The organism is Klebsiella sp. ZJOU C1, from assembly GCF_035620215.1.
Classification (GTDB): Bacteria; Pseudomonadota; Gammaproteobacteria; order Enterobacterales; family Enterobacteriaceae; genus Klebsiella; species Klebsiella variicola.
This window is the reverse complement of record NZ_CP141644.1, coordinates 4,912,720-4,930,497: the sequence shown is the minus strand read 5'-3', so window position 1 is coordinate 4,930,497 and position 17,778 is coordinate 4,912,720. Positions and strand designations below refer to the sequence as shown.

Below are 17,778 nucleotides of genomic sequence, written 5' to 3'. Positions count from 1 at the left end.
CTGACAAGGAGAGAGGCGTGAGGCGACTGCCCGGGATTTTATTGCTCACCGTGGCAACATTGATTGTTATCGTCGCGCTGCTGGTGAGTGGCTTGCGTCTCGTGTTGCCGCAGCTTGACGCCTGGCGTCCGCAGCTGCTGGAGAAGATTTCCACACTTACCGGCACGCCGGTGGATGCCTCGCAGATCACCGCCAGCTGGCAAAATTTTGGTCCGACGTTAGATGTCCGTGATATTCAGGTCGGGCTGAAAGACGGCGGCAAAATGGCGGTGAAGCGCGTGACCCTGGCGCTGGACGTCTGGCAGAGTTTGCTGCATATGCGCTGGCAGTTCCGCGATCTTACCTTCTGGCAGCTGCAGGTTCATACCAACACCCCTATTCAGACCAATGACGGCGGCGAAAGCCTGAAAACCGACCGCATCAGCGATCTCTTTTTACGTCAGTTCGACCACTTTACCCTGCGCGACAGCCATCTGAGCTTCCTGACCATTTCCGGTCAGCGGGCGGAGCTGGCAGTCCCGCAGCTGACCTGGCTTAACGGCAGGAACCGTCACCGCGCCGAGGGGCAGCTTAGCCTCTCCAGTCTCACCGGCCAGCATGGCGTGATGCAGGTGCGGATGGATCTCCGCGATGAGGATGGCCTGCTGAATAAAGGGCGAGTCTGGCTACAGGCTGACGATATTGACGTCAAACCGTGGCTCGGCCGCTGGATGCAGGACAATATCGCTCTGAAGAGCGCCCGCTTCAGCCTTGAAGGTTGGATGACCATTGAAAAAGGCGATGTGGCCAGCGGTGACGTATGGCTGAAAAAAGGGGGCGCCAGCTGGCAGGGGGATGACGAGGTGCATCACCTGTCAGTGGATAACCTGACGGCGCATCTCTCCCATGACAAGCAGAGCTGGGGCTTCTACATTCCCGATACGCGGATCGCTATCGACGATAAACCCTGGCCAAGCGGCGCGCTGGCGATGGCCTGGATCCCGGCGCAGGACGTCGGTGGCGACGACCATCAGCGTAGCGATGAATTACGCATTCGTGCCAGCAACTTAACCCTCAGCGGCCTCAGCGGATTACAGCCCTTCGCCGATAAGCTGGCGCCTTCCCTGGGCGAGCTCTGGCGCACCACGCAGCCCAGCGGCAAAATCAACCTGCTGGCGCTCGATATTCCCCTGCAGGCGACGGAGAAAACGCGCTTTCAGTCGCAGTGGAGCGATCTGGCATGGAAGCAGTGGAAACTCCTGCCGGGAGCGGAACACTTTTCCGGCAGTCTGAATGGCAGCGTTGAGCACGGGGAACTGCGCGCCCGCATGACGCAGGCGCTGATGCCTTATACCGGTGTTTTCCGCGCCCCGCTGGAGATCGCCGCTGGCGAAGCCACCCTCAGCTGGGTGAAAAACGACAAAGGGTTTATGCTTGATGGCCGCGATATTGACGTGCAGGCGACGGGTGTCCGCGCCCGCGGCGGCTTCCGCTATCTGCAACCGCAGGGAGATGATCCCTGGCTGGGCATTCTGGCGGGCATCAGCACCAATGATGGTGGCCAGGCATGGCGTTACTTCCCGGAAAACCTGATGGGCAAGGCGCTGGTGGACTATCTCAGCGGCGCGATTAAAGCCGGACAGGCTCGCGATGCGACGCTGGTGTATGGCGGCAATCCGCATCTTTTCCCTTACCCGCATAATGAAGGGCAGTTCCAGGTTTATGTCCCACTGAAGAACGCCACTTTTGCCTTCCAGCCGGACTGGCCGGCGCTGACCGGGCTGAACATCGACCTCAACTTCATCAATAACGGGTTGTGGATGCGGGCGGATAAAGCGATGCTCGGCAATGTCACCGCCAGCAATCTCGATGCCGCGATCCCGGACTATACCGCTGAAAAGCTGTTGATTGATGCCGATATCAAAGGCCCGGGCAAAGAGGTGGGACCTTATTTCAACACCACGCCGCTGAAAGAGACCCTGGGAGCGGCGCTGGATTCCCTGCAACTGGACGGGGATGTGAGCGCTCGCTTACATCTTAACATCCCTTTAGATGGCGAAATGACCACCGCGAAAGGCGATGTGCGTCTGCAGAATAACAGTCTGTTTATCAAGCCGTTAGACACCACTCTGCAAAACCTGAGCGGGAATTTCAGCTTCGTGAATGGCGATCTCAATAGCGAAACGTTGAGCGCGACCTGGTTTCATCAGCCGCTGAATCTCAATTTTTCCACCCGGGAGGGCGAAAAAGCGTTTCTGGTGGACGTCGGGATGAACGCCAACTGGCAGCCATCGCATACCGGGTTGCTGCCAAAAGCCGTCAACGAGTCGCTGAGCGGCAGCGTGCCGTGGGAGGGCAAGGTCGCTATCGAACTGCCGTACCATGGTAACGCCAGCTATAAGGTTGATATCAACGGCGACCTCAAGAATGTGAGCAGTCACTTACCTTCGCCGGTCAATAAGCCCGCTGGAGAGCCGATGCCGATCAAAATTAACGTCGCCGGCGGTTTGAGCAGCTTCGACCTGACCGGCTCCGTCGGCGCGAAGAATCATATCAACAGCCGCTGGTTGCTGAACCATAAGCTGACGTTGGATCGGGCAATCCTTACTTCGGACAGCAAGGGGCTCTCTCCGCTGCCTGACCAGCCTGGGGTTGAACTCAATTTGCCACCGATGGATGGCGCTCAATGGCTGGCGCTCTTTCAAAACGGGGCGGCGAATGAAGTCAGCAGCACCATACTCTTTCCCCAGCGCATTGTGCTGCGTACGCCGTCGCTGGCGCTTGCCGGTCAACAGTGGAACAACGTCAGTCTGATGTCGCAGCCGGTCGCCGGCGGCTCGCAGGTCGAGGCGCAGGGGCGTGAAATCAACGCTACCCTGACGATGCGCGACAATGCGCCCTGGCTGGCGAATGTGCGTTATCTCTATTTCAACCCGACCAGCGCCAATGGCCAGACCGGTGAGAAGAACGCAGCCCCGCAGGCAGAGACGCGGCTGGATTTCCACGGCTGGCCCGATCTGCAGCTGCGCTGTGCGGAATGCTGGTTGTGGGGGCAAAAATATGGCCGTATTGACGGCGATGTGGCGATTAAGGGCGATACCTTAACGCTCTCCAATGGTCTGGTGGATACCGGGTTTGGCCGACTGACGACCGATGGCGTCTGGGTCAGCGCGCCGACCGGTGTACGCACGTCGCTGAAAGGCAAACTGCATGGCAATAAAACGGATGAGTTTGCCAGTTTCTTCGGCGTTTCCACGCCGGTGAAGGATTCGCCGTTTGACATCGACTATGATCTGCACTGGCGCGCGCCGCCCTGGTCGCCCGATGTCGCATCGCTCAATGGGATCATTAAAAGCCACCTCGGCAAGGGACAGTTTACCGACCTGAGTACTGGACACGCTGGCCAGCTGCTGCGTTTGCTGAGCGTTGATGCCCTGCTGCGTAAGCTGCGCTTCGACTTTAGCGATACCTTCAGCGAGGGCTTTTACTTCGACTCGATTAACAGTACGGCATGGATCAAGGATGGCGTGCTGCATACCGACGATACGCTGGTGGATGGCCTGGAAGCGGATATTGCCATGAAAGGTTCGGTCGATTTGGTGCGTCGCCGGCTGGATCTGCAGGCGGTGGTGGCGCCGGAGATCTCTGCGACCGTCGGCGTGGCGGCGGCTTTTGCCGTCAACCCTATCGTCGGCGCGGCGGTGTTTGCCGCCAGCAAGGTGCTGGGCCCGCTGTGGAACAAAGTCTCGATTCTGCGCTATCGCATTACTGGTCCGATTGACCAGCCGCAGATCAATGAGGTGCTGCGCCAGGCGCGTAGCAACAAAAAGCAATGATTTGACGATTGCCGGGAATTGCCGCAATCTCAATAGATCGCCTTCTGTATTTCCGCCTGTCAGGCGGCAACAAACGAGTAGCATAACGATGAGTCTGAACCTGGTAAGTGAACAATTACTGTCGGCAAATGGCCTGAATCATCAGGATCTGTTTGCCATTCTTGGTCAACTGACCGAGCGCCGCCTCGATTACGGCGATCTCTATTTTCAGTCGAGCTATCACGAATCCTGGGTTCTGGAAGACAGCATCATTAAAGATGGGTCGTACAACATTGACCAGGGCGTAGGCGTGCGCGCCGTCAGCGGCGAAAAAACGGGCTTTGCCTATGCGGACCAGATTAGCAAGCTGGCGCTGGAGCAGAGCGCCCAGGCGGCGCGGACGATTGTGCGTGATACCGGTAATGGCAAAGTGCAGACCCTGGGAGCCGTTGAGTACAGCCCTTTGTACACCAGCATCGACCCGCTGCAGAGCATGAGTCGGGAAGAGAAGCTGGATATTCTGCGCCGGGTGGACAAAGTCGCCCGGGCGGCGGACAAGCGCGTGCAGGAAGTTTCGGCCAGCCTGAGCGGCGTTTATGAGCTGATTCTGGTGGCCGCCACCGACGGCACCCTCGCCGCGGATGTTCGCCCGCTGGTGCGCCTTTCGGTCAGCGTGCTGGTGGAAGAGGATGGCAAGCGTGAGCGCGGCAGCAGCGGCGGCGGTGGACGCTTTGGCTATGACTATTTCCTCGCCTCCCAGGAGGGCGACGTGCGGGCTGATGCCTGGGCGAAAGAAGCCGTGCGCATGGCGCTGGTGAACCTTTCGGCAGTCGCCGCCCCGGCGGGGATGCTGCCGGTGGTGCTCGGCGCCGGCTGGCCTGGCGTCCTGCTGCACGAAGCGGTCGGCCATGGGCTGGAAGGTGATTTCAACCGTCGCGGCACCTCGGTCTTTAGCGGCCATATGGGGGAATTAGTTGCCTCTGAACTGTGCACCGTGGTGGATGACGGCACCATCGTCGATCGTCGCGGGTCGGTTGCCATCGATGACGAAGGCACGCCGGGGCAATACAACGTGCTGATCGAAAACGGCATCCTGAAAGGCTATATGCAGGATAAGCTCAATGCGCGTCTGATGGGCGTCGCGCCGACCGGTAACGGCCGTCGCGAGTCGTATGCCCATCTGCCGATGCCGCGTATGACCAACACCTATATGCTGGCGGGCCAGTCGACGCCGCAGGAGATTATCGAGTCGGTCGACTACGGTATCTTCGCGCCTAACTTTGGCGGCGGGCAGGTGGATATCACCTCCGGTAAGTTTGTCTTCTCTACCTCCGAGGCCTATCTGATCGAAAAAGGGAAGGTCACGAAGGCGGTGAAAGGGGCCACGCTGATCGGCTCCGGGATTGAAACCATGCAGCAGATTTCGATGGTAGGGAATGACCTGCGGCTGGATAACGGCGTTGGCGTTTGTGGCAAAGAGGGCCAGAGCGTGCCGGTGGGCGTCGGCCAGCCGACCCTGAAGGTCGATAATCTTACCGTCGGCGGTACCGCCTGATCCTGACCAGGTTCCCGGCGCTGCCGGGAACCGCTTCACCGGGCGATCCCGCGCCCGTGCATGCCTTGATAGATCTTCGCCACGTCGACAAAATACTCTGTCAGATAGTTGATACAGACCTGCACTTTCAGCGGCAGTTTATCCTTTTCCGTATACAGCGCGTAGACCGGCCGTGGATCGGACTGATAGCTGGGCAGCAGGATCTCAAGCTCGCCGCGGTTGATCTCTTCGATCGCCCACATCAATGGTACATAAGCGATACCCACCCCGGCTGTCAGCCAGCGTATCAGCGTCATGGGATCGTTGGTCACAAAGCGCCCCTGCGGGATCAGGCGGGTTGAGATCCCTTCCGGGGCGATAATTTCAAATTCGTTATCCGGACGTACGCTATATTCGAGCCATGAATGGCTGGCGAGGTCGGCCGGTTTCTCCGGATTGCCTGCCTGCGCCAGATAGCTTTTGGCGGCGCATAATACCATCGGCATTGAGCCCAGGCGGCGGGAAAAAAGGCTGGAATCCTGCAGGGCCCCCACGCGGATCACCACGTCAAGGCCGTCGGCGATCAGGTCAGGGGCTGGTATGCCGGTGACCAGATTGACGGAGAGTCCGGGGTATTCTTTCAGCATTTCCGCCGTTATGCGCGCCAGAACATTTTGTGCCATAGTTGAAGAGCAACCGATGCGCAGCGTCCCGATGGGGGTGTTATTAAATGCGTATAATTGCTCATGGACATCCTGCGCTTCAAACAGCATCCTACGGCAGCCCTGGTAATAGATTTTACCTGCTTCAGTTAAGCCAAGGCTGCGGGTGCTGCGGTTGAGCAGCTTTACCTGCAGCTCATCTTCCAGTTTGGCTACGGTCTGACTGATCGAAGAAACGCTCATCTGAAGCTGGCGGGCCGCCGCGGTGAATGAACCTAATTCGACCACTTTGGCGAAAACGGACATGCGTTTTAATCGTTCCATTATTCACTCTGGCTTAAAAGTGATTTAGATCACACATTGTAGATAATGCGGCAATCGTTACGTTAATATATTGTTAGCTACATAATAAACGCATCTGCTCACTACCTGTACGCTTCTTATTCAAGGTCATCATGAGTCTGTTTCCTGTCATCGTGATTTTCGGCTTATCGTTTCCGCCGATCTTCTTCGAGTTGCTTTTGTCGCTGGCCATCTTTTGGCTGGTGCATCGACTGCTGGTTCCGACCGGCATTTACGATTTTGTCTGGCACCCTGCACTGTTTAATACGGCGCTGTATTGCTGCCTTTTTTATTTGATATCGCGCTTGTTCGTTTGAGGTTGATGTGAAAACACTAACAAGAAATATCCTCCGTACCGCTATTACCGTGATACTGGTCATTTTGGCTTTCGTGGCGATTTTCCGCGCCTGGGTCTATTACACCGCTTCGCCGTGGACGCGGGATGCGCGCTTTAGTGCTGACATTGTGGCGATTGCCCCTGACGTCTCCGGGCTGATTTCCCAGGTAAACGTCAAGGATAACCAACTGGTTAAGAAAGACCAGGTATTGTTCGTTATTGACCAACCTCGTTACCAAAAAGCGCTGGCGGAGGCGGAAGCCGATGTCGCCTACTACCAGACCTTAGCGCAGGAGAAGCGCGTTGAAGCGGGTCGGCGTAATAAGCTGGGCATACAGGCGATGTCGCGGGAAGAAATAGACCAGGCGAACAACGTGCTGCAAACCGTTGAGCATCAGTTGGCGAAAGCGGTAGCCAGCCGCGATCTGGCCAGGCTGGACCTCGAGCGCACAGAAATTCGCGCCCCCGCGGATGGCTGGGTGACCAACCTTAACGTCTATACCGGGGAGTTTATTACCCGTGGCTCCACGGCGGTGGCGCTGGTGAAAGAGAATACGTTTTACGTCATGGCCTATCTGGAAGAGACCAAGCTGGAAGGCGTCCGCCCTGGCTACCGTGCGGAGATTACCCCGCTTGGCAGCAGCAAAACCATTAAAGGGACAGTGGACAGTATCGCTGCAGGGGTGACCAACGCCAGCAGCAGCAGCGACTCGAAAGGGATGGCCTCGGTCGACTCCAACCTTGAGTGGGTGCGTCTGGCGCAGCGTGTGCCGGTGCGTATTCGCCTCGACCAGCAGCAGGGCAATCTGTGGCCATCGGGCACCACGGCGACGGTGGTGATCACCGGTAAAGAAGACCGCGATACCAGCCGGGCCAACTTCTTCCAGAAACTGGCTATGCGCCTGCGCGAATTCGGTTAATCGCTATGGGGACATATACCATTGCTCCCCGGCATCTCCGCTTTGCCATTAAGCTTGCATGCGCGGTGGTGCTGGCGCTGTTCGTCGGTTTCCATTTTCAGCTCGAAACACCGCGCTGGGCAGTACTGACGGCAGCGATCGTCGCCGCCGGGCCAGCCTTTGCTGCTGGCGGCGAACCTTACTCGGGCGCGATCCGCTATCGTGGGATGTTGCGAATTGCCGGGACCTTTATTGGCTGTATTGCGGCGCTGATTATCATCATCCTGATGATCCGTGCGCCTCTGCTGATGATGCTGGTTTGCTGCCTGTGGGCCGGGTTTTGTACCTGGATTTCGTCGCTGGTTAAGGTCGAGAACTCCTATGCCTGGGGACTGGCCGGGTACACTGCGCTGATTATCATTATCACCATCCATACCAATCCGATGCTGGCGCCGCAGTTTGCTGTCGAACGCTGTAGCGAAATTGTCATCGGTATTGTCAGCGCTATCGTCGCCGACCTGCTGTTCTCTCCACGTTCGATTAAAAAAGAGATCGACCTTGAGCTGGATAACCTGCTGATTGCGCAATATAAGCTGATGCAGTTATGCGTCGCCCACGGTGAAAAAGAGGAAGTGGATCAGGCGTGGGGCGCGCTGGTGCGTCGCACCACGGCGCTGGAAGGTATGCGCAGTAATCTGATCATGGAATCCTCTCGCTGGGCGAAGGCGAATCAGCGCCTGAAGGCGATCAATACCCTTTCATTAACGCTTATCACCCAGGCTTGCGAGACCTACCTGATTCAGAACTCGCGCCCGGAAATGGTGACGGATGACTACCGTGAGCTGTTCGCCGAGCCGGTGGAGACAGTGCAGGACGTCCACCAGCAGCTGAAGCGTATGCGCCGTTTTCTGACCTGGAAAGGCGAGCATAATACGCCCGTCACCATCTACAGCTGGGTGGGTGCCGCTACGCGCTACTTATTGCTTAAGCGTGGCGTGGTGGGTAACACCAAAATCAGTCGCATTGAAGATAGTGTGCTGCGCGGCGAAGCGGTGGTCAAAGTGGAATCTGCTGAGCGCCACCATGCGATGGTGAACTTCTGGCGTACCTCCGTCTCCTGTATCCTCGGGACGCTGTTCTGGTTGTGGACAGGCTGGACCTCAGGCAGCGGCGCGATGGTGATGATTGCCGTCGTTACCGCGCTGGCGATGCGCCTGCCTAACCCCCGAATGGTGGCGATGGACTTCCTTTATGGCACCCTGGCGGCGTTACCGCTGGGTACCCTGTACTTCCTGGTGATCATGCCGGCGACGCAGCAGAGCATGCTGCTGCTTTGCATCAGCCTGGCGGCGATGGCGTTCTTTATCGGTATCGAAGTGCAGAAAAGGCGTCTCGGATCGCTGGGAGCGCTGGCGAGCACCATTAACATTCTGGTGCTGGATAACCCGATGCAGTTTCAGTTCAGTCAGTTCCTCGACAGTGCGCTGGGGCAGATCGTCGGCTGTTTCCTTGCCCTGATGGTCATTCTCATTGTCAGGGATAATTCTCGGGCCAGAACCGGTCGGGTGCTGTTGAATCAGTTTGTCTCTGCGGCGGTCTCTTCGCTGACAACGAACTCGGCGCGTCGTAAAGAGAACCATCTGCCCGCGCTCTATCAGCAGTTGTTTTTATTGCTCAATAAGTTCCCCGGCGATGTCGCCCGCTTCCGTCTGGCATTGACGTTGATTATTGCCCATCAGCGCCTGCGTGATGCGCCCGTGCCGGTGAACGACGATCTGTCGGCCTTCCATCGACAGCTGCGACGTACCGCAGATCATGTGATCTCCGCCGGGAGTGATGATAAGCGTCGGCGCTACTTTACCCAGCTGCTGGCTGAGCTTGATGTCTATCAGGAGAAGTTGCGGGTCTGGGAGGCTTCGCCCCAGGTGACCGAGCCCGTGCGGCGGCTGGTTGAGATGTTGCACAAGTACCAGCATGTGCTGACCAGCAGTTAACCCCTAAACCGACGCCCAGGCGTCGGTTTTTTTATCGCTATACTTAACGGCGACAGGAAGAGAAGCGGGAGGGGCTGCCATGACCACCTATACGTTTGATTTTGACGAAATCGCCGAACAACAGGATTTCTACCGGGAGTTTTCCCGAACCTTTGAGCTGGCTCAGGATAAGGTCAACAACCTCGATTCACTGTGGGACGCGGTGACTGGTGGGCTGCTGCCATTGCCGCTGGATATTGAGTTTATTCATTTAAACGACAAGCAGCGTCGGCGCTTCGGCGCGCTGATTTTATTATTTGATGAAGCAGAAGAGGAGCTGGAGGGGGAGTTGCGCTTTAACGCCCGGCATGGCTAAACGTTCATTTCTAATCTGTTGAATATTGGTGAAGGCTTCCCTCCAGAGGTTGCGCGCCTCGCCGACCGTGACGGACGTGTTTCTGAACCAGGGGAGCGCATTGAGACATCGCTGTTCCGGACGGGGCCGGCGATGAAGCAAAAAAAAGCCCCCGGCAGGCGGGGGCAAGTCGTCGAAATAAGACGACGAGGGTTTATTTGTACAGCTCAGCGGTGGCGTGCCAGCTATCGCCGGTACGTGCTTCAATAATACGGTAGCTGCTGGCGCCTTCTTTCTCGGCTTTAGCGGCCAGCTCCTGACGCATGTCCATTGGCGCACTACCTACCTGGGATACGGAGATGGTGCCCATGGACTGCAGGTTTTGTGCTTGTTCAGCGTTAACTTGCTGAACGGCCGCGCTTGCGCCGAAAGAGAGAACGGAAGCCAGGCCAAGGGATGCGATGATCATTGCGCGTTTCATAATCTTTACTCCAGTCTTTGTTTTGCCGCGGCGGGGGATGTATGCGCCCAGGCCGCGGTAGAGAATCTGTGTCGGATTAGTCGTTGACGAACTACAACTTATTTATAAAGCTCAGCGGTGGCATGCCAGTGGTCGCCAGTGCGGGCTTCGATAATGCGATAAGAAGAAGCCCCTTCTTCCTGCGCTTTCTTGTTCAGCATTTCATGCATATCCATCGGGGAAGAGGCTACCGCGCCGACGGAAACTGTGCCGATGGCCTCGCGGCCCTGGGCTTGCTCGCTGTTGATAACGTCAGCGGCAAAAGCGCCAAACGACACGACGGACAGGATGCTGAGTGCTGCTACAGTGGTTTTGATTTTCATGATGTTCACCTCGTCGAATCTTTTTGTTGAGGGTCTTTGTTTCGTGACCCTCATCACAAAACCAAGTATACACTAATCACCAAAAATATTAATACCATGCTAATTGTTTTGCGCGTTAATAGTTACAATGAATTGCGCTTTTTATAACCTATAAGAATTAAAAATGACAACTTATCCGCAGTGATAAGATTTATTTCTAATAAAATCATAAAGGTATGCGAATTTGATCTTTTGTGCGTTTTAGGCGTTTCCCTTAAGTAAAAGAACGTATAGACGCGTTAAATCACACAAAATGTTAAATAATTGTTGGAGTGAGGGGCGTGAGAGAGAAAGAAGGGGGAGTCGCCCTCTGACGATTGCCAGAGGGGAATACTCAGAGTTCCTGTTCGAACAGGACCAGGATGGCGTCGTGCAGATCTTTCACCGTAAAGCCGCGCGCAGGGGTGGTGAAGATGGTGTCATCCCCGGCGATGCTGCCGAGAATACCTTCCGCCTTGCCCAGCGAGTCGAGAAGACGGGCAATCAGCTGCGCCGCGCCGGGGCTGGTGTGAATCACCACGACGGCATCGTTATAGTCGATATCCAGCACCAGATTTTTCAGCGGGCTGGAGGTGGTCGGCACGCCAAGCTCAGCAGGCAGGCAATAGACCATTTCCATTTTGGCGTTACGGGTACGAACCGCGCCAAATTTGGTGAGCATGCGGGAGACCTTCGATTGGTTGATATTCTCGAAGCCTTCTTCCTGCAGCGCCTGGACGATCTCACCCTGCGAGCTGAATTTTTCTTCTTTAAGCAGCGCTTTAAACGCTTTAACCAGTTCTTCTTGTTTTGCCGAACTTCGCATAAGTCACCCAGATTATGGTGGTAAAAACAACATCATTATGCATAACCGTGAATTTTTATGCAAATAATCCGCAACGGGATAGGTCAATAATGTTATGAAGGGGGCATATTTTAGCAAAAAAACCATATAAGGAACATGTTCACATCACAACGCTTAAAGCCATGTAAAAGTAAATGAAATGTTATTGAGTTGGTGTTGTTTTGCGCAACTGGCTGGGTGTATTGTAACCAACAGTCGATCCGGTACTTCGCTTTGCTGGATGGTCAGTCAGGAAGCATAAAGTGCGCCGCTGTTCTATTGCTACGCACAATAATGCATTCTTCAGCCATAATCATTGTAATTGTTCATCTTGTGAATTAAGGTCCAGGCGACGGAATAACGAAAGACTAAATTAACCATAATAAGGAGTTTAGGATGAAAGTTGCAGTCCTTGGCGCCGCCGGTGGTATCGGCCAGGCGCTTGCCCTACTACTTAAGACCCAACTGCCTTCAGGTTCAGAGCTCTCGTTGTACGACATCGCTCCGGTTACGCCGGGCGTGGCGGTAGATCTAAGTCATATCCCCACAGATGTAAAAATTAAAGGATTTTCCGGTGAAGATGCTACCCCGGCGCTGGAAGGCGCTGATGTGGTGCTGATCTCCGCGGGCGTAGCGCGTAAGCCCGGCATGGATCGTTCCGACCTGTTTAATGTGAATGCCGGCATCGTTAAGAACCTGGTGCAGCAGATTGCCAAAACCTGCCCACAGGCCTGCATCGGTGTTATCACCAACCCGGTGAATACCACCGTGGCTATCGCCGCCGAAGTGCTGAAAAAAGCCGGCGTGTACGATAAAAACAAGCTGTTCGGCGTCACCACGCTGGACATTATCCGCTCCAATACCTTTGTCGCTGAGCTGAAAGGTAAATCGGCAACCGAGGTGGAAGTCCCGGTCATTGGTGGTCACTCCGGCGTCACCATTCTGCCATTATTGTCGCAGATCCCGGGCGTCAGCTTCAGCGATCAGGAAGTGGCCGATCTGACTAAACGCATTCAAAATGCCGGTACCGAAGTCGTGGAAGCGAAAGCGGGCGGTGGGTCGGCGACGTTGTCGATGGGTCAGGCGGCTGCGCGCTTTGGTCTCTCTCTGGTTCGCGCGATGCAGGGAGAGAAAGGTGTGGTGGAGTGCGCCTACGTGGAAGGCGACGGCCACTATGCGCGTTTCTTCTCCCAGCCGCTGCTGCTGGGAAAAAACGGCGTGGAAGAGCGACAGTCTATCGGCAAACTCAGCGCCTTTGAGCAGCAGGCGCTGGAAGGCATGCTGGACACCCTGAAGAAAGATATCGCGCTCGGCGAAGACTTCGTCAACAAGTAACCTCGCACGTGCAAAAAAGCCGGAACCGTTGTTCCGGCTTTTTATTGCCTCACTTTTCGCCTCCATGCGCCAGCGGTCGGGCAAATCTGCTAAAATCCCCCGCGTTTTAAGCCACCAGCCATGAGGACAGCGTGAAAAAGATCGAAAGAAAACAGACCCGGGACCAAATCGCGCAGATGATTCGTTATCAGATCCTCTCCGGCGCCATGAAACCCGGGGAGGAACTGACTCAGGAGAACATCGCGGAACAATTGGGACTTTCACGTATGCCGGTTAGGGAAGCGCTACAGTCCCTTGAACAGGAAGGATTTCTGGTGCGCTTGCCTAACCGACATATGCAGGTCTCCACGCTGGCCGTCGAGGATGTGAGCCATATTTTTCGCGTTATCGCGGTGATGGCTGCTGAACTGTTTGCCCTCGTGCCGGCAAATCAGGGGGAATTACTTCGCGCGCGCGCGCAAGAGCTGGCGCGTGCTGGCGATAATGCCGGTGAACTGGCGTTTCATCAGTTGCTGATTTCCTATCTTGATAACCGCTATCTGGCAAAGGCGTATCAGCAATTTTTGGACGGTTATATTTCCTATGTCATTCTGTACCTGAAAGAGGATGGCCAGGAGTCGGCGCAGATCCTGAACGAACTGGCGAGCGCCATTGGCCATGGCGAAGGCGAAAAAATTGCTCAGGCAACACAGCGTTATTTCCTTATGCTTGCGGAGATAATGCGTCAACATATGAAGGATTGGGAAAGTGCAGAAGCCTAAATTAGGGAAAATTAAGCTTCTTTCCGCGAAGGAGCAGGTGGCGGCGGTTTTGCGTAAAGCGATCCTTTCGCGGGATTTAGTGGAAGGGCAGGAAATTACCCTTGAAGGGATTGCCAAAATGGTTGGCGTTTCCAGCATGCCGGTACGTGAAGCGTTTCAGATTTTAGCCGCCGATGGTCTGATTCAAGTGCGGCCGAATAAAGGTGCGGTGGTGCTGGGGATTAATGAGCAGACTATCCGCGAGCATTACGAAATTCGCGCTGTACTGGAAAGTGAAGCGGTGGCGAAAGCTTCTCGTCCAGGGACCGATATTTCACGCATCGCTCAGGTTCACTATGCCGCAGAGAAGGCGCTGGCAGACAATAATTCTGCTGAATATTCCGACCTGAACCAGGCCTTCCACATGGAGATCTGGAACGCGGCGGGAAATGAAAAAATGAAGATGCTGCTCTGCAACATGTGGAACGGACTGTCGATGGGGCACAAGGTGACCGAAGAAGAGTACGCCGTCATTTCCCTCCGTGAACATAAAGCGATCTTACAAGCGCTTGAGCAGCATAACGAAGCGCTGGCCCGTCAGCGAATGCATGAGCATATCATCCGCTCGATGGAGAATATGCTCACGCGTTACCTGCCCGATCCTGCTCCCTGACCGGATCGATCGCCAGCGAATAGCTGGCGTTTATTATATTTATCAACGTTATTAATTCCTTCACGTGACGATCTGCACAGGATCTTGATGCAGATCTCATTGCGCGATCATTCCACAAAAACGCATTGACTTACTTTTTGCATGGGAATAATTTCTCCCTCGTCAATATTGGATACAATATCATATATCATTGATAGGAAGAATTATAAGTATGGAACCGATTACCATCACCCTATGTTTGCTGGTGTTCGCTATCGTCATGTTCGTCTGGGAGAAAGTGCCGCTGGCAGTGACTTCCATGGTGGTTTGTGTGGCGTTAGTGGTCACTGGCGTATTGGATCTGAAGCAGGCCTTTGCCGGTTTTATCGACAGCAATGTCATTCTTTTTGTCGCCATGTTCATCGTCGGCGGGGCGTTATTTGAAACCGGGATGGCCAATAAAGTCGGCGGGGTGATCACTCACTTCGCCAAAACCGAAAAACAGCTGATTTTCACCATCATGGTGGTGGTCGGCGTGATGTCGGGCTTTCTTTCCAACACCGGTACGGCGGCGGTGCTGATCCCGGTCGTCATTGGCGTGGCCGCCAAATCGGGGTTTTCCCGCTCGCGTCTGCTGATGCCGCTGGTGTTTGCTGCCGCATTGGGCGGCAACCTGTCGCTGATTGGCGCCCCGGGCAACCTGATCGCGCAATCGGCCTTACAGAACATCGGCAGCGGCTTCGGTTTCTTTGAGTATGCGAAAGTGGGTCTACCGATGCTGGTCTGCGGCATCCTCTATTTCCTGACCATCGGCTATAAGTTTTTGCCCAATAATCCAAACAGCGGGGAAGTGGGCAGCGTCGGCGAACAGCGGGATTACAGCCACGTTCCACGCTGGAAGCAGATCCTGTCCCTGGTGGTGTTGATCGCCACGATCCTCGGCATGATTTTCGAAAAACAGACCGGCATTAGCCTGGCGGTGGCCGGCTGTATCGGTGCCCTGGTGCTGGTGGTTACCGGGGTGCTGACGGAAAAGCAAGCTTACAAAGCTATTGATTCACAGACTATTTTTATTTTCGGCGGCACCCTGGCGCTGGCAAAGGCGCTGGAAATGACCGGGGCGGGCAAGCTGGTGGCTGACCAGGTTATCGGTCTACTGGGCAACAACTCCTCGCCGTTCATGCTGCTGGTGGTGGTCTTTGCCCTCTCCGTGGTGATGACCAACTTTATGTCCAATACCGCCACCGTCGCGCTGTTGGTGCCGGTGAGCCTGTCGATTGCCGCCGGTATGGGCGCCGATCCGCGTGCGGTGCTGATGGCGACGGTGATTGGCAGCTCCTGCGCCTATGCGACGCCGATCGGGATGCCCGCCAATATGATGGTGCTGTCGGCCGGGGGCTATAAGTTCGTCGATTACGCCAAATCCGGCATCCCTCTGATTATCGTTTCCACCATTGTCAGCCTGATCCTGCTGCCAATCCTTTTCCCTTTTCATCCGTAACTTACGGACGCTGTTCTGACTAAGGAGCCTTTATGAGCAAAAGCGAACAGATATCCCGCATGACCGACATCATGGCCAGATTTGTGGGATATACCGGCAAAGTATTGCCTGATGACGTCACGGCAAAACTAAAAGAGTTGCATAAGAAAGAGACCAGCCAGCTGGCGGACGTCATCTTTACCACCATGATTGAAAACCAGCGTCTGGCGAAAGAGCTGGATCGTCCCTCCTGCCAGGATACCGGCGTGATCCAGTTTCTGGTGGAGTGCGGCGCCAACTTTCCGCTGATCGGCGAACTGGAAGCGCTGCTGCGCGAATCGGTGATCAAAGCCACCGTCGACTCCCCGCTGCGTCATAACAGCGTCGAGACCTTTGATGAATACAACACCGGTAAAAACGTCGGTAAAGGTACGCCGACGGTCTTCTGGGAGATCGTTCCCAATTCCGATCAGTGCAGCATCTACACCTATATGGCTGGCGGCGGCTGCTCGCTGCCGGGTAAAGCGATGGTGTTAATGCCTGGCGCTGGCTATGAAGGGGTGACCCGCTTTGTGCTGGATGTGATGACCAGCTATGGCCTGAACGCCTGTCCGCCATTGCTGGTTGGCGTTGGGGTGGCAACGTCGGTGGAAACCGCGGCGCTGCTGTCGAAGAAAGCGCTGATGCGCCCGATTGGCTCGCACAATGATAACGAACGGGCGGCATCGCTGGAAAAAATGCTCGAAGACGGCATCAACAAAATCGGTCTGGGCCCGCAGGGGATGTCCGGCAATACCTCCGTGATGGGCGTCAATATCGAAAATACCGCACGCCATCCTTCCACCATTGGCGTGGCGGTCAACGTCGGCTGCTGGTCGCACCGCAAAGGACATATCGTTTTCGATAAAGACCTGAACTACACCATTACGTCTCACACAGGAGTGGCATTCTGATGGCTAAAAAAATACTCACTACGCCCATTAAAGATGAAGATTTAGCTGATATTAAAGCGGGCGATATCATTTATCTCAACGGCCATATTGTGACCTGTCGCGATGTGGCTCATCGTCGCTTAATTGAGGGCGGGCGTGAATTACCGGTCAATGTTGCCGGTGGCGCGATATTGCATGCCGGGCCGATTGTGCGACCGATTAAAGGTTCGGAAGATAAATTTGAAATGGTCTCCGTTGGGCCGACCACCAGTATGCGCATGGAGAAATTTGAAAAAGAGTTTATTGCCAGGACTGGCGTGAAATTAATCGTTGGTAAAGGCGGTATGGGGAAGGGAACCGAAGAGGGTTGCGCCGAGCATAAAGCCTTGCACTGCGTGTTCCCGGCCGGCTGCGCGGTCGTCGCCGCGGTCTGCGTGGAAGAAATCGAAGATGCGCAGTGGCGTGATTTAGGGATGCCGGAAACCTTATGGGTATGTCGGGTGAAAGAGTTCGGGCCGTTAATTGTCTCAATCGATACCCACGGCAATAACCTGTTTGAGCAAAATAAAGTGATCTTTAATCAGCGCAAAGACATGGTCGCCGATGAAATCTGCAAACATGTGAGCTTCATTAAATAACCCCGATTGAATATATAGCGCAGTAATGGCAGCGGCAGCTGACTGCTAAACAGAGGCTTCTGACCAGGCGGTCCGGGGAAATCCACTCGGCTAACGCGGTCTGCTGTTAGCCATTATTGCGCCCCTCCCAAAGGCTATTTTATGACTGACAATGCCGTCCTGTTAGGCGAAGGCTTCACCCTGATGTTTCTCGGCATGGGCTTTGTGCTGGTGTTCCTGCTGCTGCTCATTTTCGCCATCCGGGGAATGTCCCTCGCCGTCAACCGCCTGTTTCCCGAGCCGCCTGCCGCCCCCAAACCGGCCCCGGCCGCGCCCGCCGACGACTTCGCCCGCTTAAAGCCGGCGATTGTCGCCGCCATTCACCACCATCGCCGTCTTCACCCTTAATTCACGGAGGAAT

General features: G+C 55.4%; 17 protein-coding genes. 13 read left to right on the top strand and 4 right to left on the bottom strand.

Going from position 1 to position 17,778, the window contains the following annotated elements; translation table 11 throughout:
• Nucleotides 1–17 precede the first annotated feature (17 nt).
• Nucleotides 18–3,815: an AsmA2 domain-containing protein YhdP gene (gene yhdP / locus SPE70_RS23655; RefSeq protein WP_064170692.1), complete on the top strand. Its 3,798-nt coding sequence runs from the start codon at nt 18–20 to the stop codon at nt 3,813–3,815.
• A gap of 88 nt (nt 3,816–3,903) precedes the next feature.
• Nucleotides 3,904–5,349: a metalloprotease TldD gene (gene tldD / locus SPE70_RS23650; protein ID WP_008806685.1), complete on the top strand. Its 1,446-nt coding sequence runs from the start codon at nt 3,904–3,906 to the stop codon at nt 5,347–5,349.
• Between the two features lie 35 nt (nt 5,350–5,384).
• Here the strand turns inward: tldD and aaeR are convergent, their stop codons facing one another.
• Nucleotides 5,385–6,314 (bottom strand): HTH-type transcriptional activator AaeR, encoded by a 930-nt coding sequence (aaeR, locus tag SPE70_RS23645; protein ID WP_008806684.1) that lies wholly within the window; start codon nt 6,312–6,314, stop codon nt 5,385–5,387.
• 131 nt (nt 6,315–6,445) lie between these two features.
• Here aaeR and aaeX point away from each other — a divergent pair, with 131 nt between their 5' ends.
• The 4 genes from aaeX (at nt 6,446) to SPE70_RS23625 (ending at nt 9,917) form a co-directional block, all read left to right on the top strand.
• Nucleotides 6,446–6,649, top strand: a complete 204-nt coding sequence (aaeX, locus tag SPE70_RS23640) for a p-hydroxybenzoic acid efflux pump operon protein AaeX (protein ID WP_002918640.1) — start codon at nt 6,446–6,448, stop codon at nt 6,647–6,649.
• Nucleotides 6,650–6,656: 7 nt separating this feature from the next.
• Nucleotides 6,657–7,589: a p-hydroxybenzoic acid efflux pump subunit AaeA gene (gene aaeA / locus SPE70_RS23635; RefSeq protein ID WP_008806683.1), complete on the top strand. Its 933-nt coding sequence runs from the start codon at nt 6,657–6,659 to the stop codon at nt 7,587–7,589.
• Between the two features lie 5 nt (nt 7,590–7,594).
• On the top strand, nt 7,595–9,562 hold the full coding sequence (gene aaeB, locus SPE70_RS23630; protein WP_008806682.1) for a p-hydroxybenzoic acid efflux pump subunit AaeB: 1,968 nt from the start codon (nt 7,595–7,597) through the stop codon (nt 9,560–9,562).
• Between the two features lie 79 nt (nt 9,563–9,641).
• Nucleotides 9,642–9,917 carry a barstar family protein gene (locus tag SPE70_RS23625; protein WP_008806681.1) on the top strand — a complete coding sequence of 92 codons (276 nt, stop codon included), beginning with the start codon at nt 9,642–9,644 and terminating at the stop codon, nt 9,915–9,917.
• Between the two features lie 193 nt (nt 9,918–10,110).
• Here SPE70_RS23625 and yhcN-B read toward each other — a convergent pair whose 3' ends face one another.
• From yhcN-B to argR, 3 genes are all read right to left on the bottom strand, one after another.
• Nucleotides 10,111–10,377, bottom strand: a complete 267-nt coding sequence (gene yhcN-B / locus SPE70_RS23620) for a DUF1471 family stress response protein YhcN-B (protein ID WP_008806680.1) — start codon at nt 10,375–10,377, stop codon at nt 10,111–10,113.
• A 98-nt stretch (nt 10,378–10,475) separates the two neighbouring features.
• Nucleotides 10,476–10,739, bottom strand: a complete 264-nt coding sequence (gene yhcN, locus SPE70_RS23615) for a peroxide/acid stress response protein YhcN (protein ID WP_008806679.1) — start codon at nt 10,737–10,739, stop codon at nt 10,476–10,478.
• 373 nt (nt 10,740–11,112) lie between these two features.
• Nucleotides 11,113–11,583 carry a transcriptional regulator ArgR gene (gene argR / locus SPE70_RS23610; RefSeq protein ID WP_002918625.1) on the bottom strand — a complete coding sequence of 157 codons (471 nt, stop codon included), beginning with the start codon at nt 11,581–11,583 and terminating at the stop codon, nt 11,113–11,115.
• A gap of 414 nt (nt 11,584–11,997) precedes the next feature.
• Between argR and mdh the strand changes: the two genes are divergently transcribed.
• The 7 genes from mdh to SPE70_RS23575 all read left to right on the top strand — a co-directional run bounded on the left by mdh (nt 11,998) and on the right by SPE70_RS23575 (nt 17,765).
• Nucleotides 11,998–12,936, top strand: a complete 939-nt coding sequence (mdh, locus tag SPE70_RS23605; RefSeq protein WP_008806678.1) for a malate dehydrogenase — start codon at nt 11,998–12,000, stop codon at nt 12,934–12,936.
• A 131-nt stretch (nt 12,937–13,067) separates the two neighbouring features.
• On the top strand, nt 13,068–13,697 hold the full coding sequence (locus SPE70_RS23600) for a GntR family transcriptional regulator (protein ID WP_008806677.1): 630 nt from the start codon (nt 13,068–13,070) through the stop codon (nt 13,695–13,697).
• Nucleotides 13,684–14,349 carry a GntR family transcriptional regulator gene (locus SPE70_RS23595; protein WP_008806676.1) on the top strand — a complete coding sequence of 222 codons (666 nt, stop codon included), beginning with the start codon at nt 13,684–13,686 and terminating at the stop codon, nt 14,347–14,349. Before SPE70_RS23600 ends, SPE70_RS23595 begins: the two co-directional genes overlap by 14 nt.
• A 211-nt stretch (nt 14,350–14,560) precedes the next feature.
• Entirely contained in the window at nt 14,561–15,829 is a 1,269-nt protein-coding gene (locus tag SPE70_RS23590) for an SLC13 family permease (RefSeq protein ID WP_012967161.1), read from the top strand.
• Nucleotides 15,830–15,861: 32 nt separating this feature from the next.
• Nucleotides 15,862–16,761 carry a L(+)-tartrate dehydratase subunit alpha gene (ttdA, locus tag SPE70_RS23585; protein ID WP_008806674.1) on the top strand — a complete coding sequence of 300 codons (900 nt, stop codon included), beginning with the start codon at nt 15,862–15,864 and terminating at the stop codon, nt 16,759–16,761.
• Nucleotides 16,761–17,378 carry a L(+)-tartrate dehydratase subunit beta gene (gene ttdB, locus SPE70_RS23580; protein WP_012967163.1) on the top strand — a complete coding sequence of 206 codons (618 nt, stop codon included), beginning with the start codon at nt 16,761–16,763 and terminating at the stop codon, nt 17,376–17,378. Before ttdA ends, ttdB begins: the two co-directional genes overlap by 1 nt.
• A gap of 141 nt (nt 17,379–17,519) precedes the next feature.
• The gene (locus SPE70_RS23575; protein ID WP_032736653.1) at nt 17,520–17,765 is read left to right on the top strand and encodes an oxaloacetate decarboxylase subunit gamma; all 246 of its coding nucleotides are present in this window, start codon (nt 17,520–17,522) and stop codon (nt 17,763–17,765) included.
• The last annotated feature ends 13 nt before the right edge of the window (nt 17,766–17,778 follow it).